Source organism: Bacteroides sp. D20, from assembly GCF_003436255.1.
GTDB lineage: Bacteria > Bacteroidota > Bacteroidia > Bacteroidales > Bacteroidaceae > Bacteroides > Bacteroides uniformis.
Genome location: NZ_QSOO01000010.1, coordinates 85,840 through 100,345, shown reverse-complemented (window position 1 = coordinate 100,345; position 14,506 = coordinate 85,840). Strand labels below are relative to the sequence as shown.

At 45.8% G+C, this 14,506-nt stretch carries 9 protein-coding genes; 3 read left to right on the top strand and 6 right to left on the bottom strand.

Going from position 1 to position 14,506, the window contains the following annotated elements:
* Window positions 1-12: 12 nt before the first annotated feature.
* The 6 genes from DXD78_RS11995 to DXD78_RS11970 form a co-directional block, all read right to left on the bottom strand.
* Entirely contained in the window at window positions 13-1,602 is a 1,590-nt protein-coding gene (locus DXD78_RS11995) for a RagB/SusD family nutrient uptake outer membrane protein (RefSeq protein ID WP_005828876.1), read from the bottom strand.
* An 11-nt stretch (window positions 1,603-1,613) separates the two neighbouring features.
* The gene (locus DXD78_RS11990; protein WP_009037049.1) at window positions 1,614-5,000 is read right to left on the bottom strand and encodes a TonB-dependent receptor; all 3,387 of its coding nucleotides are present in this window, start codon (window positions 4,998-5,000) and stop codon (window positions 1,614-1,616) included.
* A gap of 303 nt (window positions 5,001-5,303) precedes the next feature.
* Complete coding sequence (locus DXD78_RS11985; RefSeq protein WP_009037050.1) at window positions 5,304-7,580, bottom strand: GH92 family glycosyl hydrolase; 2,277 nt, start codon at window positions 7,578-7,580, stop codon at window positions 5,304-5,306.
* Window positions 7,581-7,645: 65 nt separating this feature from the next.
* Window positions 7,646-8,635: a FecR family protein gene (locus DXD78_RS11980; RefSeq protein WP_034528992.1), complete on the bottom strand. Its 990-nt coding sequence runs from the start codon at window positions 8,633-8,635 to the stop codon at window positions 7,646-7,648.
* Window positions 8,636-8,646: 11 nt separating this feature from the next.
* Window positions 8,647-9,240: an RNA polymerase sigma-70 factor gene (locus DXD78_RS11975; RefSeq protein WP_005828885.1), complete on the bottom strand. Its 594-nt coding sequence runs from the start codon at window positions 9,238-9,240 to the stop codon at window positions 8,647-8,649.
* An 11-nt stretch (window positions 9,241-9,251) separates the two neighbouring features.
* On the bottom strand, window positions 9,252-11,483 hold the full coding sequence (locus tag DXD78_RS11970) for a GH92 family glycosyl hydrolase (RefSeq protein WP_034528791.1): 2,232 nt from the start codon (window positions 11,481-11,483) through the stop codon (window positions 9,252-9,254).
* A gap of 173 nt (window positions 11,484-11,656) precedes the next feature.
* Here DXD78_RS11970 and DXD78_RS11965 point away from each other — a divergent pair, with 173 nt between their 5' ends.
* From DXD78_RS11965 to rpmA, 3 genes are all read left to right on the top strand, one after another.
* Complete coding sequence (locus DXD78_RS11965; RefSeq protein WP_009037053.1) at window positions 11,657-13,669, top strand: HAD-IA family hydrolase; 2,013 nt, start codon at window positions 11,657-11,659, stop codon at window positions 13,667-13,669.
* A gap of 226 nt (window positions 13,670-13,895) precedes the next feature.
* Window positions 13,896-14,213: a 50S ribosomal protein L21 gene (gene rplU, locus DXD78_RS11955; RefSeq protein WP_005828892.1), complete on the top strand. Its 318-nt coding sequence runs from the start codon at window positions 13,896-13,898 to the stop codon at window positions 14,211-14,213.
* A 22-nt stretch (window positions 14,214-14,235) separates the two neighbouring features.
* The gene (rpmA, locus tag DXD78_RS11950; RefSeq protein ID WP_005828893.1) at window positions 14,236-14,505 is read left to right on the top strand and encodes a 50S ribosomal protein L27; all 270 of its coding nucleotides are present in this window, start codon (window positions 14,236-14,238) and stop codon (window positions 14,503-14,505) included.
* The last annotated feature ends 1 nt before the right edge of the window (window position 14,506 follow it).

Sequence of the window (14,506 nt, the reverse complement as noted above, 5' to 3'; positions counted from 1 at the left end):
CATTTATTGTTATTATTTGCGTGCCCACCATACGTCAGTAGCCATGTTGTCCGGTCCACCCAGATAGCTGTTTACTGCCTCTTGCACGTTTTCAGTATTACTTGTATATTCTTCAGAAGGATAAGGCATACGGCGTGCACCTTTCTCGCTATCAACAATTCCACCACTCAAGTTACCTTCACTGGTTGCAGGCAACAGTTTGGGATAGCCTGTACGGCGATAGTCAGCCCAAGCTTCGTTACCTAACGGCCAATTCGCAATCCACTTCTGGGTAATGATACGTTCCTGTTTTTCTTCCTTGGATGCCCCTTCATTCCACTTGACAGTAATGGCTGAAAGGTTCTTTTCATAAGTATTAAGACCGGCGGGATCTTTGTAAAGAGCAGGTACACTGCTTTCATCAGCCAGATAGCTGTCTACACCGGTAGCTCCCCACTGTTCGAAAGAGAGACGGACACCTTGTTCATAAAAATCAGCAGCGGTTCCTTTCATGTTGAAACCATAGATTGCAGTGGCTTCAGCACGCAAAAAAGCAACTTCTGCCGCATTCATCCAAAGCACGGGATCAGAAGAGGAAATCTTCACACGTGAATAATTGATGAAATACTCCTTCATCTTACTGAGGTTGATACCGCGACGTAATCCTACATAAGTCTCTCCAGGCCATTTTGATTCCTCAAAATAGCTGGCACGACGATTGTCGTTGTAACCGTTCATGTAGCAGATGATGTCGGCAGCAGGATGGGTATCACCACCTGAAGCTTCTTCATTGTAACGTACTGCCACAAACAACGGATTGCTAATTGTACCGAAATACTTCCATGTAGCATTGTCTGCATTTGTTTCAATCAGACCCAACTCGTGATTCACTGCACTTTCAGCCATTTCTTTAGCCTTAGCAGGGCTTACATTGGCAATACGGATAGCCAAACGCAGTTTCAATGAATTGGCAAACTTCACCCACTTCTGTACATTACCACTGTACACGAAATCTGCAGAAGCAACCAACGCCGCATTTCTGTTTTCAGTCAGCACCTCGATGGATTCGTCCAGTTCCTTGAAGAATGCGTTATATACTTCTTCCTGCGTATCATAAGGAATGGTAATCTTGCCATCCTGACCGATTTTAGAATAAGGAATAGGACCATACGCATCAGTCACGCGACTCATGGCAGCAACCTTTATGATTTGAGCAATGGCATAAGGAACCGGATTATTGGTATTCTCCGATACTTGTTTCACTGTGCTCAAGTTACCGTAAAGTGTTGAAATGATACGGTCACTTATCAAGAACACACGCGTCCAGTCATTTGTAGCATTAAAATTGGATATTGTATTGGACCAGCCGGCATTTGAATCGGCAAAATAACCTCCCAACGGTCCACCCAACAAACAATCAGTAAACTGTGCCGTATTGACATCTGATGAGATAACCGTACTTGCCAAGTTACTCATGGCAGAACCCAGTGCATAATCATCCGGAGTCAAATCACCCGGTTGATAAGGATTGGAGTTGATATCCATATAATTGCCGGTACAGGACATAAAGCCCATAACCAACGGAGCAACAATCAATTTATTTATAATATTTTTCTTTTTCATATCGTTTGGTATTAAAATTTAAAGCTCAAGCTAAAGCCGATGTTACGCAAAGCCGGCATCATGAAATAGTCTATTCCCTGATAAAAGTTATCGGTAGAAGCTACACTTTCGGGATCGAAAGGAGCCTTGCTGTAAATCATCCACAAGTTGCGGCCTACCAACGAAACCTTGATATCGCACACATCATTCAACAACTTTCTGGGGATGGTGTAACCCAAAGATACTTCCTGCAGACGAACATTGGTAGCAGAATAAGTGTAGTATTGGGGAACAGACGTGCCGCTACCTACTACACCGTACCATGTTTCGGGGTTTACCTTATCTCTACCATTCACCAACACGTAACCTAAATCACGTGCATCGGCAGAAGCCTCGGACACACCGTAATAGTCCAACATAGCTTGTGTACGTGAGTAAACCACACCACCCAAACGGGCTGAAATCAAGAAACCTGCTGTGAAATTCTTCCAAATGAAGTTATTACGCCAAGCCAAATTACCTTTAGGAAGTACGCTTCCCAACTTGATGTATTTATCCGGGGCCGTTATGGCTTCCGTAGCAACCGTTCCATTTTGGTCCACAAAAATCTGTCCATTGGCATCACGTTTCATATCTCGCAGTGAGTAAAGGTCACCCATGCTCCCACCTTCTTTCAGCAAGAAGCGGGCATCACCTAAGCCACCCATATTCAACGTGCTCAAAGAGAACAGCTCACCGGTAACGGGATTGATGGCATTGTCTGCCAAAGTCAGGATTTTATTCTTGTTACTGGAGAAGGTTATACCGGTATCCCATGTAAAATCTTTCCAGGTATTCTTGTAATTCAGCGACAACTCAATACCGGAGTTACGTACGGCACCAGTCTGGATATACATAGCCGACCAACCGCTGACAGGCAACTGCGGGTTGAATGTCTGGTTCATAGTCTTGGCATTGTAATATGTCACGTCCAATTCAAAGTTCTTGAGGAAACGCATGTTCAAACCGATTTCCCAAGAATTGGTACGTTCAGGTTTCAAATTGTACAACGGATATTGGGTCGTGATACTCCACTGGCCGGAACTTGAATTCCATTCATAGTGGGGATTAGCCAAATATCTGGAGAAAGCACTACCAACAGATGCCCATGAACCACGAACCTTTATAAAAGAAAGATAATCTTTGTTCAAGTTAGGCATTAGCTCAGACAGTACAACAGAACCACCGACTGAAGGATAGAAGAATGATTTGCTGTTGGAGTTGGGACCTGCCAGCTGTGAAGGCCAGTCGTTACGTCCGGTCAGCGTCAAGAAGTAAGTGTTCTTGTAACCAAGCTCAGCCGAAGCGAAGAGAGACTGGGTCTGTTCACGCCATCCTTCCTGCAAACGCTGTGTCTTGCTGGCACTCAGGTTCTGGATGGCAAAGTAGTTGGTCAAACCTACCGGTTCGCCGCTGAAGGCATCGCCACCATCAGCAATCGGACCACGTGTTTTCATTGCATCCGAACGTATATCGGAGAATGAACCACCGACGTTGGCCTGGAGTGACCAATCTTCACCGAAATATTTGTTGATACTCACCAGGAAGTCTGCATACAACTGTTTGTCCTGCGTCTTGGTAATACCATAAAGACCTCGTGAAGAGCTCTCGGTGAGCTGTGTATTGGTAGAAGCATAGAACTTTTCTGTATAATCATTGTTGGAGTTATCCAAACGTACACGTCCTGAAACAGTCAGCCAGTCCAGAATCTTATAGCTCAAACCGGCATTCAGCATATAGCGGTCCTTCTTGTTCTGGCGCAGATTGCGGTAGTTAATCCAATAAGGATTCTGCATTACCATACCTTCGTCACCTACCGGCCAGTATTGCGTATAAATTTTACGGGCAGCGTCATAGCGCTCATACATGCTGATATCAGACCAGTCGTTGCTGCGCGGGAACAAATAAGCACCCACCAACGGGTTGTTGTAAGTACCCTGGTTCGTCATGTTCTGGTCATTCTGCAGAATATAGCTTGCACCGAAATCCAGAGTCATCTTGTCGTCCAGGAAAGTAGTGGTGTTACGTACCGTAAAGTTGTAACGGTTGTATTTGTTGTTGGGAACAATACCCTTGGAGTTTACAGCAGCAGCCGATGCATACGTCTGGTTTTTCTCTGTACCGGTTGACAAAGAAATGCTCTCTGTTCCTACAATACCCGTCTGGAAATAATCATCTCTCGGGCTGTAATTGTAGTTATTGGCTGCAGACAAAGGCGCTCCCCAGCTCATGGCTCCTGAAGTGCTCATCACACCACCGGTTCCCGTACCGTAACGGTTTTGGAAGCTCGGCATCACAAACGGATTGGTGAATTCAGTATTACTGCTGACAGTAAGGCTCACCTTACCTTCTTTACCTTTCTTTGTAGTAATGACAATGGCACCGTTGGCAGCTTCCGAACCATACAAGGCAGCAGCGGCGGCACCAGTCAGGACTGACATTGACTCGATGTCTTCCGGGTTGATATCGGCAATCGGTTCTGAAGATCCCTGGGAGTCGAACTCCTTACCTCCGGCAGTACCACGGCCAGAGAAAATAGGCACACCGTCAATTACATAAAGTGCATTGGAAGACTGCATGATAGATTTCGTACCACGCATCACTACCTTTGATACACCACCTACACCGGATGAAGAAGCATTGATGTTCACACCCGCTACCTTACCACTCAATGAGTTCACAAAGTTGGCATCTTTATTGGAAGTAATGGCATCTGTATTCACCTGCTGTACATTGTAGGACAATGCCTTTTCCGAACGCTTGATACCGAGTGCAGTAACCACAACTTCTTCAAGCTGTTGGGTATCTCCGGCCATCATTACATTAATCGGCGCATTACCTTTCACGGGGATTTCCTGCGTAGTATAACCGATATAAGAGAATACAATCACCGGATTCGCCTCCGTAGTGGTCAGCGTAAAGTTACCGTCGAGGTCGGTAATACACCCGTTGCTGGTACCTTTTATCAATACATTCACACCAATCAGAGGTCCCATGTCATCTGACACGACTCCGGTAATCGTCCGTTCTTTCCCTTGTTGGTTGCCCTCTTGAGGAGCAGCAGACTTTTCAGAAAGATAAACGATGTTATCCTCCACTTTATAGGAAATGTCTTTCCCTTTGAGAATAACATTCAAAGCATCTTCTATAGACGCATTGTTCACTTTGACGTTTTCTACCGGCAACGCAGCCAGTTTGTCGTCATAAAAAAATTGATACTTGGATTGAGACTTGATTTGTTCAATGACTGTCCCCAATGTGCCGCGAGACACATTCAGGTTTAACTGGGCAAAGCCCCACTGGATAGAAACTGCCATGAACAACAAAACTAATAAAGCCCGCATGAACGTCGAACTCCGAAAAGCATAATTGTCTTTCATAAACACAATTTATAGGTTATACAATAAATTACTTCGAGAGATTCATTCTCTCGCATTCCTATATAAAACAACAGACAATGAAAATACACTTACTGAAAAAGTATCTTTTTTATCATTAATCCTAAAAAAAAGAGTTACCCCGAAAACAAGTTGATATATCATTTTGCTCAATATTACTAACGAAGCAAATAATTATTTCCACCTGATTCAAGAAAAACACCTATAATACAGATAGTAAATAACAAAATGATATATCAACTTATTTTCGAGGCAACCCTTTTCTTACTATATTATTACTATTCTTTACTTCTTCAGTTCATTCGAGAAAGAATAAGGATAATCTTCCGGCTGCGTACCTCTCTTCATATTAGGCTGGCTGCCCATATCAAACCTCAAGGTACCGCCATTCAGCAAATCGCCATGCGTCAGATAATTCCTGGAATAATCCACGCCGTTCACCTTGAGAGACTCGATATACATGTTCTCCGGTGAGTTATCCGGAGCGTCAATTGTCAGGGACTTACCGTTCTCGAAATGGAGGGTAGCCTTACGGAACAGAGGGGCGCCCAATACATACTCGTCCGTACCAGGGCAAACCGGATAGAAACCAAGTGCAGAGAAGACATACCACGCGGAAGTCTGACCGTTGTCCTCGTCACCGCAATAACCGTCGGGACCGGCAGTATACATGCGGTTCATTACCTGACGAAGCCAATATTGGGCCTTCCAAGGTTCCCCGGCGTAGTTATAAAGGTAAATCATGTGCTGGATGGGCTGGTTGCCATGGGCATAGTTACCCATATTCATCACTGTCATCTCACGGATTTCATGGATTACCTGGCCGTAGTAGCTGTCATCGAACAAGGGCGGGACAATAAATACAGAGTCAAGCATCTCTACGAAAGACTCTTTTCCACCCATCAGGTCTATCAGACCTTGAGGGTCGTGGAATACAGACCAGGAATAGTGCCAGCTGTTACCTTCAGTAAAGGCGTCACCCCACTTCAAAGGAGAGAAAGGAGACTGGAACTGGCCGTCTTGATTACGACCACGCATCAGCTTGCTTTCCTTATCAAATACATTCCTATAGTTCATGGCACGTTCCGCAAAGAGTTTCTGCTCCTTCTTCGGACGGTTCAGTTCTTTTGCCATGCGGTAGATGCACCAGTCATTATAAGCATACTCCAAAGTACGGGCAGTGTTCTCGTTGATTTTCACATCGTAGGGAACATAACCAAGCTTGTTGTAATACTCATAGCCGAGGCGACCCGTAGAAGAGACCTCGGGATGGACATTCTTTGTACCGTTGATGAGACCTTCGTACAACGTCTGCACATCCTCCACCTTCACACCTTTCAGATAGGCATCTGCCAGTACGGAAGCAGAGTTGTTGCCAATCATACAGCCACGGTGACCCGGACTTGCCCATTCGGGGAAGAAACCGCTTTCCTTATAGGTGTTGACAAGACCTTCCTGAATCTGCCTGTTCACCGACGGATACATCAGGTTGAGGAATGGGAAAAGACAGCGGAAAGTGTCCCAGAAACCGGTATCCGTATACATATAGCCGGGCAACACTTGCCCATTGTAGGGACTGTAATGAATCGGATTTCCCGCCTCATCCAGTTCATAGAATGCACGCGGGAACAACAAGGAACGATACAAACATGAGTAGAAAGTACGGTACTGGTCAAGGGTTCCGCCTTCCACATCAATACGGCCCAGCACCTTGTTCCAGGCATCCTGGCCTTTCTGAACCAATGTTTCCAAATTGTCATTGCCAAGCTCCTTCAAGTTACGGTCAGCCTGCTCAAAACCGATGAAAGAGGAGGCTACACGGGCATGTACCACTTCACCCTTGCGGGTTTTGAAACCGATAACAGCACCGGCATGTCCGGCTTCCTGCTCAACCTTATTCTCGCTCAAGACGCCATCGGCTACAGAAGCCTTATAAGTAAAAGGCTTGTCGAACTCTATCACGAAATAGTTCTTGAAGTTCTCGGGAACACCGCCGCTGTTACGGGTAGTATAACCGATAATACGATTCTGTTCCGGAAGTATCTTCACATAAGAGCCCTTGTCAAAGGCATCGACAACAATGTATGAATGATCATTTTCAGGGAAAGTGAAACGAAACAATACGGCACGGTCGGTAGGGGTGAACTCGGTAACCACATCGTGTTCGGCAAGATACACCTTATAATAATGAGGAAGTGCCACTTCGCCCTTGTGGGAGAACCAGCTTGCACGCTTCTCCTCATCAAACTCGGGCGTGCCAACCACCGGCATGATGGAGAACTGCCCGTAGTCGTTAATCCAAGGACTGGGCTGGTGTGTCTGCTTGAAACCACGGATCTTGTTCGCGGTATAGACGTATTGCCAGCCGTCACCCATCTTACCTGTCTGAGGAGTCCAGAAGTTCATACCCCAGGGACGTGCGATCGCAGGATAGGTATTACCGGTGGAAAGCTCGAAAGTAGACTGCGTGCCGACAAGAGGACTGACATACCGGGTAAAGTCCTTGGCATGCAACCACAAGGAAGTGCTCACAAAAAGAAACAATAGGATTAATTTTCGCATAATATTAGAAAGTTGTTAGTATTAAATAAATTCTTCTCGTCATATCTCGAATTTGTGCGGCCTTCCTACTTCATTGAGGAGAGGAAAACACTGTTCCCCACAATTTTATACTCCAATGGAATGGTATTCTTTATCAGATTCAGCACAGCCCCCACACTCTCTTTTTTCTTCAGTGTACCCGAGTAGGTCTTGCTTACATCTATGTTCGGTGCCAGAATTACCCTCACCCCATACGAATTCTCCAATGTACGCGCAATGGTGTATAGGTCAGCCTTCTCAAAGACAAACTCATTATTGTGCCAGTTTTCGATTCCCGTATCCACCTGCTTCACCACCAGACGCCTAGTCATTCCGTTCAGCTCGGCTTTCTGTCCGGGGGCAAGGATAATCATACCCTCGCCATGATTACCTTTCACCTCTACTTCGCCTTTCAAAAGGGTAGCTACTGCAGACATCTTAGCCTTGTCAGACTTGAGGTTGAAAACAGTTCCCAATACTCTGACCTGCATGACCTCACTCTGTACGACAAACGGTTTTTCCGGATTCCTCATCACCTCAAAATATCCTTCTCCTTCCAGATAAACCTTTCTTCCCTTCCCTGCAAACTCATGTGGATATTTCAGGGTAGTGTTTTTATTCAGCCAGACTTTGGTTCCATCCGGCAGTTTCAGTTCCTTAATCTTATCATGAGTGGTGACAGCCAGTAATGTTTCCGGCTGGCTATAAGTCTGATAAAAAAGATAGCCGAAAGTACCCAAAAGGAAGAAGCCCACAAATACGGCCGCATACCGTATCCACCCAACCATCCTCCGTACCTTGTATTGTTTCGTCTTCTCTTGTTCCAGCCTTTTAAACAATCGCTTTTCGGCCTTTTCTATGTCTTGTGTATTCGAAGTATCCCCCAGTCTCCCCAAGTGGTAAATCTCCTCCAGCCTGAACAATTCGCGTGCATTCTCACCCGACTCTTCCAGCCAGGCGTTCACCTCACGAAGTTCATCTTCCGTACATTCACCCATAAGGAACTTGGCCAATATCTCCTCATTCAACTTATTCATTCTTTCCTTCATTATGATAATAAAACAACGCTGCTCGCAAAAACACTTACTTTCCCGATGAAAAACAGAGCCAACATCAGGTTCAGATACCCCAGTTTATCACGCAGCAACTTCAAAGCTTTGTACATGTGGGCCTCCACCGTACGCAATGACACTCCCATTGTATCAGCTATCTCCTTATTCTTCATATCATGCAGATAGCTGAGTTTGAATACCATCCGGCACTTGTCCGGCAATTCATTGATGGCATCGGACAGCTTCCTCCTGAGTTCGGCATCCTCTATCCGTTTCACCACATCATTGCTGTCAGGTTGATAGAACTCAACCCTCTTTTTATGGATTTCGAGCATGACAGCCTCATAGCCACTCACAATGTCCCGATGCTTCAGAACGTTCAAGGCACGGGTATACACCGCCCTATACAGAAAAGCCTGAATCTGCTCTCCCACCTTCATGGTATCTTTCCGCTTCCACAGCTCCACGAAAACATCCTGTACCACATCTTCCGCATCTTCTTCCCCCACAATGCGTGTGGCATAGAACAGCAGGTTGGTATAATACCTGCGGAAAAGGGATTTATATGTCAAGTCGAAATGTTCATTCATATGTTAGCCGGTTATCGGGGACTGTACCATGCCTGACCTGGCTTATCCCCCATTTCAAATTCGAAAACACTTCCATCCATTATCTGTTCATGCGTAATATAACTTTTGTCATAGTTCTTACCGTTGAGTTTGACAGATTGAATGTAGCAATTTTCCTTGCTCACCGCCGGCGCCAGTACCGTAAAGGTCTTTCCACCGGGCAGGTGCATCTTCATTTCCGGATATAGGGGGGTACCGATTTCATATTTTCCACCAACCGGGTCTACCGGATAAAAGCCCATCGCACTGAACACATACCAGGCGGACATCTGTCCGCAATCCTCGTTGCCGCACAAACCGGCAGGAGTGTTCAGGTAGAGTTCACGCATCACCCGGGCTGCATATTTCTGGGTTTTCCAAGGTTGATCCACAGCATTGAACAGATAGATGACGTGATGGCTAGGCTCATTTCCATGCGCATACTGGCCAATCATCCCGGTGCTGAAAATAGGCAACTCATCATCTGCAGAAGGATTGTAAGTAAACATACTGTCCAGCTTCTGGGCAAACCGTTCCTTACCTCCGGTCAAAACTATCAAACCGTCAATATCCTGCTGCACAGACCAGAAGTATTGCCAGCCGTTGCTCTCGCAGATGTGCGGAGTATAGTCGTCCGGCGAGAAGTTCCGGATAAACTCTCCCTTGTCATCACGGGGCTGCATGAAAGAACTTACCGGATTGTAGACATTCCGGTAATTACGGGAACGCTTATAAAACTCGTCCGCAACCTCCTTATCGCCCAGCTTCTCTGCCATACGGGCTATACAATAGTCATCATATGCATATTCCAGTGTTTTAGAAAGTGACCAGTTTTCCGAATTATACTGATCTGTCACATTATAAGGAACATAGCCATATTTCTTATATAACCCAATGCCACGATAGGAATCGATATTGGCAGTAGCTACACAAGCCTCCAAGGCCTTTTTCGCATCGAAGTCCCCAATACCTTTCAGATAGGCATCTACAATAACCGGCACAGAGTGGTAACCTATCATCATATCTGTCTCGCCCCCCTGAAAATTCCATACGGGAAGGCGGCCGTTCTGTTCGAAGAAGGCGAGGAAGGACTTCACCATATCATTCACCCGTTCCGGCTCAATAAAAGTATAGAGAGGATGAGCCGCACGGTAAGTGTCCCACAAGGAGAAAGTACTGTAATTTGTCCAGCTCTCTACCCGGTGCACTTGCTTGTCGGGACCGTAATAGGCGCCGTCCACATCACTGTAAATGGTAGGAGCAATCATCGAATGATATAAAGCTGTATAGAACTTGACTTTCTCATCGCGGTCATCGCATTTTATTTCTATCCGGGACAATTGTTCGTTCCAATCATCCTGCACAGCAGCCAGGTATTTGTCGAAATCATCATCAGGTACTTCTGCTGCTAGATTACGTGCCGCCCCTTCCATACTTACACCGGAGATGGCAGTACTGACAAGAATCTGTTCTCCTTCCTTAGTCTGAAAGTCGAATCGTGCAATGACAGATGTCCCTATCCGCTTGCCTTCTTTCTCTATGGCAGCTGTATCGAGCTGCATCGCAGCAAACGGTTTGGAGAAACGTGTACGGAAGTAGAGGCGCTGGTCGCGTGCCCAACCGTCAGAGTAACGGTAACCTTGCACCGTTACCGAATCGACGGCTTCTATGTGAGAATCATTGGTAAAATCCCAATTCATGGCTTTCCGCAAATTCAGGAAAACGGCAGCATCGGCTTTTGGGAAAGTATACCGCTGAATGCCACAACGCTCGGTGGCCGTCAACTCTACATTTATATTATAATCTTTCAGACGCACCTGATAATATCCAGCGCTTGCCGACTCTTCCGAATGAGAGAACAAAGAGTGAATGCCGAGCGGAGCTTCCGCCTCCTTATAAGGCAATGTCACCGGCATAAAAGAGATGTCATACAAGTCACCAGCGCCGGTTCCGGAGAGATGGGTATGGCTGAAGCCTGCAATGGTACTGTCCGGATAAAAATATCCGGAAATACGGTCCCAGCCCGGCAGTCCGTTGTCAGGACTGAGCTGCACCATGCCAAACGGCGCCTGGGCACCCGGATAGGTGTTTCCAGTAAAATCTGTACCGATAAAGGGATTCACAAACTCTGTATAAGACACACTCTTCACATCCGACACCTGCGAGGTGCATGCCAGAAAGGATGAAAAGACCACAAACAAACAACAAGATTTTATCAAATTCATAACATTATAGGGTTAACGTGTATAGTATAACAACCTAACCGGATAAAACACTTACACATCTTGTCACTTTTCTACAGAATTCATGCAAACAAAAGTAATACAAAATTCCGATTAATCCTCTTTTTTATTTTGTAAAAATATACTTTACACTATCTTTGTCACAAAAAGTCACAATGAATTACACGACCTATCTTTTCGACTTTGATTATACGCTTGCTGATTCTTCCCGCGGAATCGTCACTTGTTTCCGCAACGTACTGACCCGTCACGGATATACAGAGGTGACGGATGACGACATCAAACGTACTATCGGCAAGACTCTGGAAGACTCTTTTTCCATCCTCACCGGCGTGACAGATGCCGGACAACTGGCAGGATTCAAGGCAGAATACCGAAAAGAGGCCGATACGCATATGACTGTCAACACGGTGCTTTTCCTGGAAACCAAGTCCGTACTGACTGCACTGAAGGACTCCGGCGCCCGCATCGGAATCATCTCGACCAAATATCGATTCCGCATCAAGGAACTCCTCGACCAGCATTTTCCTGAAGATTTTATGGACATCATCGTGGGTGGTGAAGACGTGAAAGCCGCCAAGCCATCTCCCGAAGGGCTACTCCTTGCCATTAAGCGGCTACATGTCAGCAAAGCCGAGACCCTCTATATAGGCGACAGCACGGTAGATGCGGAAACAGCCCAAGCGGCCGGAGTAGACTTTGCTGGAGTCACCCACGGAGTAACCACTGCCAAAGAATTGGAGAAGTACCCACACCGGAAAATAATGAACACCTTGGAAGAACTGCTGGCAGTTCAGGAGGAGCATCCTTCCATATTCAAGATTGAAAATCCCATCCGGCCGGAAAACGCGCATGCCACTTCTCCCCGGAAACAGAAAAGGATAAGCGTCTGGCAAATCCTCCTTCTAGTGACACTCTTCTGGCTGGCTATTGAAGAGCTGGACATGACCGACGACAGCAACTTCTTCCCGGTTGTTTTCATACTGACATTGTGGGGTATCCTCCAAAAAAGAAGGATACTACCCAACAAAGCAAGAACTTTCATCGACTCATGGTGGCACCCCTGCGCAGTACGCTTACGCGCATTTCACATCAAGCTGATACAAGGGAGAAAAACTCCTCCCGCTGGCAACGAAACCTGCACCTGCCTGAATTGTGGCACCACCTATACCGGCAACTACTGTAACCGTTGCGGACAAAGCCGTAACACTCCACGCTATCGGTTGAGCAACGCGCTTAAAAACATTGCCGGAGGCTTCTTCAATATAGATAATGGCTTTGGACGTACCCTTCTGGAACTCCTCTACCGTCCGGGATACATGATTAGAGACTTCATCGGCGGTAAGCGTGTAGAGTATTTTCGCCCGTTCCAGACACTCTTCATTCTTGCAGCCCTTTATATCATGGCTGTACAACTGGTAGACCCGGAAGCTCTGAGCAAAAAAGAAAAGACGGAAAAGACAGAGCAGACAGACAAAGAAGAAATCATTGCCGCTAAAGAGAAGCTTACCAAAAAGATGGAGAAAACCTATAGCAAAGAGGAAAAGCGAGCCCTCGCCATCACTATAAAAAGCCTGGAGAAAAGCTTGAACAAACTGGAAAAGAAGAACGACTCCACTTCTGCCACACAGGTATCCGAACAGAACAGCGATGATGGCGACCTCATCGATGAATTTGTAAACGACACCTCGGAAGTGGGAGACAGACTGGAAAAAGTCTTCCAGAACTCTCCTTTCCTAATGAAAGTATGGAATCTGATGAAGAGCTGGGGACACGGAAACAAGGCATTCCGCATCATTGCCACACTGCCTTTGTTTGCACTTGCCACCCAACTTGCCTTCCGACGCCGGAAATATAAGTTAAACTACAATACCACGGAGCATGTGTTCATACAAGCCTACATAGCTTGCCAGATACTCCTACTGAGCATCATCGTGCTGCCTTTCAACGGGTACGCAAAGGTAGACGATTTGTATGAGCTGCCTTTATGGCTTATTTTCGTCCTATTCTGTTGGAATTACAAACAATTGTACCGCTGCACCTGGTGGAGAAGCTTTTGGCGCACTATCCTCATGCTGACTTACAGTCTTGTGCTACTCGTCATATTCGCGTGTCTTGTAATGGCGCTGATGCTGGCCGGTATCTATGTTCTGAAATTCATTTTGTAACAGAAACCATCCCTACACGGACTGTTTCTCTTTGATGAAACAGTTTTTCTCCAATAGGCTAAAAGTACAATCTGCATTAAAAGAACAAAAAAGCAAAAGAACATTTGTCCATTTAGAATAAAAAGAGTACTTTTGTGCCCGATTATTCCGCACCGGGTTCGACCAAGTGCTTTCTAAGTGATTAGAGACCACCCGACGGAGCTAACTTATACATTATATATAAGAAATGTACGCAATTGTAGAAATCAACGGTCAGCAATTCAAAGCAGAAGCTGGCAAAAAGCTGTTTGTACACCACATCCAGAATGCAGAAAACGGTGCAACAGTAGAGTTTGACAAGGTTCTTTTGGTAGACAAAGACGGCAACATCACTGTAGGCGCTCCCACAGTAGAGGGTGCAAAGGTTGTTTGTCAGGTCGTATCAAACATGGTAAAAGGCGATAAAGTTCTTGTTTTCCACAAGAAAAGAAGAAAAGGTTATCGTAAGTTGAACGGTCACCGTCAACAATTCACAGAGTTAACAATTACAGAAGTAGTAGCTTAATCAATTAAAACAGTAAGAAGAAATGGCACATAAAAAAGGTGTCGGTAGTTCTAAGAACGGCCGCGAATCACAGAGCAAGAGATTAGGCGTTAAGATATTTGGTGGCGAAGCTTGCAAAGCAGGTAACATCATCGTTCGTCAAAGAGGTACTGAATTCCACCCGGGTAATAACATCGGTATGGGAAAAGACCACACTCTTTTCGCTTTAGTAGACGGAACTGTACAGTTCAAAGTGGGCAAGGAAGACAGACGTTCAGTTTCTGTTATCCCTGCAGAAAATGCAGAAGCATAAG

Excerpts from the sequence above, each read along its gene's own strand:
- DXD78_RS11990 (WP_009037049.1), bottom strand. The coding sequence starts at position 5,000 with ATGAAAGACAATTATGCTTTTCGGAGTTCGACGTTCATGCGGGCTTTA.
- DXD78_RS11980 (WP_034528992.1), bottom strand. The coding sequence starts at position 8,635 with ATGAATAAGTTGAATGAGGAGATATTGGCCAAGTTCCTTATGGGTGAA.
- DXD78_RS11985 (WP_009037050.1), bottom strand. The coding sequence starts at position 7,580 with ATGCGAAAATTAATCCTATTGTTTCTTTTTGTGAGCACTTCCTTGTGG.
- DXD78_RS11975 (WP_005828885.1), bottom strand. The coding sequence starts at position 9,240 with ATGAATGAACATTTCGACTTGACATATAAATCCCTTTTCCGCAGGTAT.
- rplU (WP_005828892.1), top strand. The coding sequence starts at position 13,896 with ATGTACGCAATTGTAGAAATCAACGGTCAGCAATTCAAAGCAGAAGCT.
- rpmA (WP_005828893.1), top strand. The coding sequence starts at position 14,236 with ATGGCACATAAAAAAGGTGTCGGTAGTTCTAAGAACGGCCGCGAATCA.
- DXD78_RS11970 (WP_034528791.1), bottom strand. The coding sequence starts at position 11,483 with ATGAATTTGATAAAATCTTGTTGTTTGTTTGTGGTCTTTTCATCCTTT.
- DXD78_RS11995 (WP_005828876.1), bottom strand. The coding sequence starts at position 1,602 with ATGAAAAAGAAAAATATTATAAATAAATTGATTGTTGCTCCGTTGGTT.
- DXD78_RS11965 (WP_009037053.1), top strand. The coding sequence starts at position 11,657 with ATGAATTACACGACCTATCTTTTCGACTTTGATTATACGCTTGCTGAT.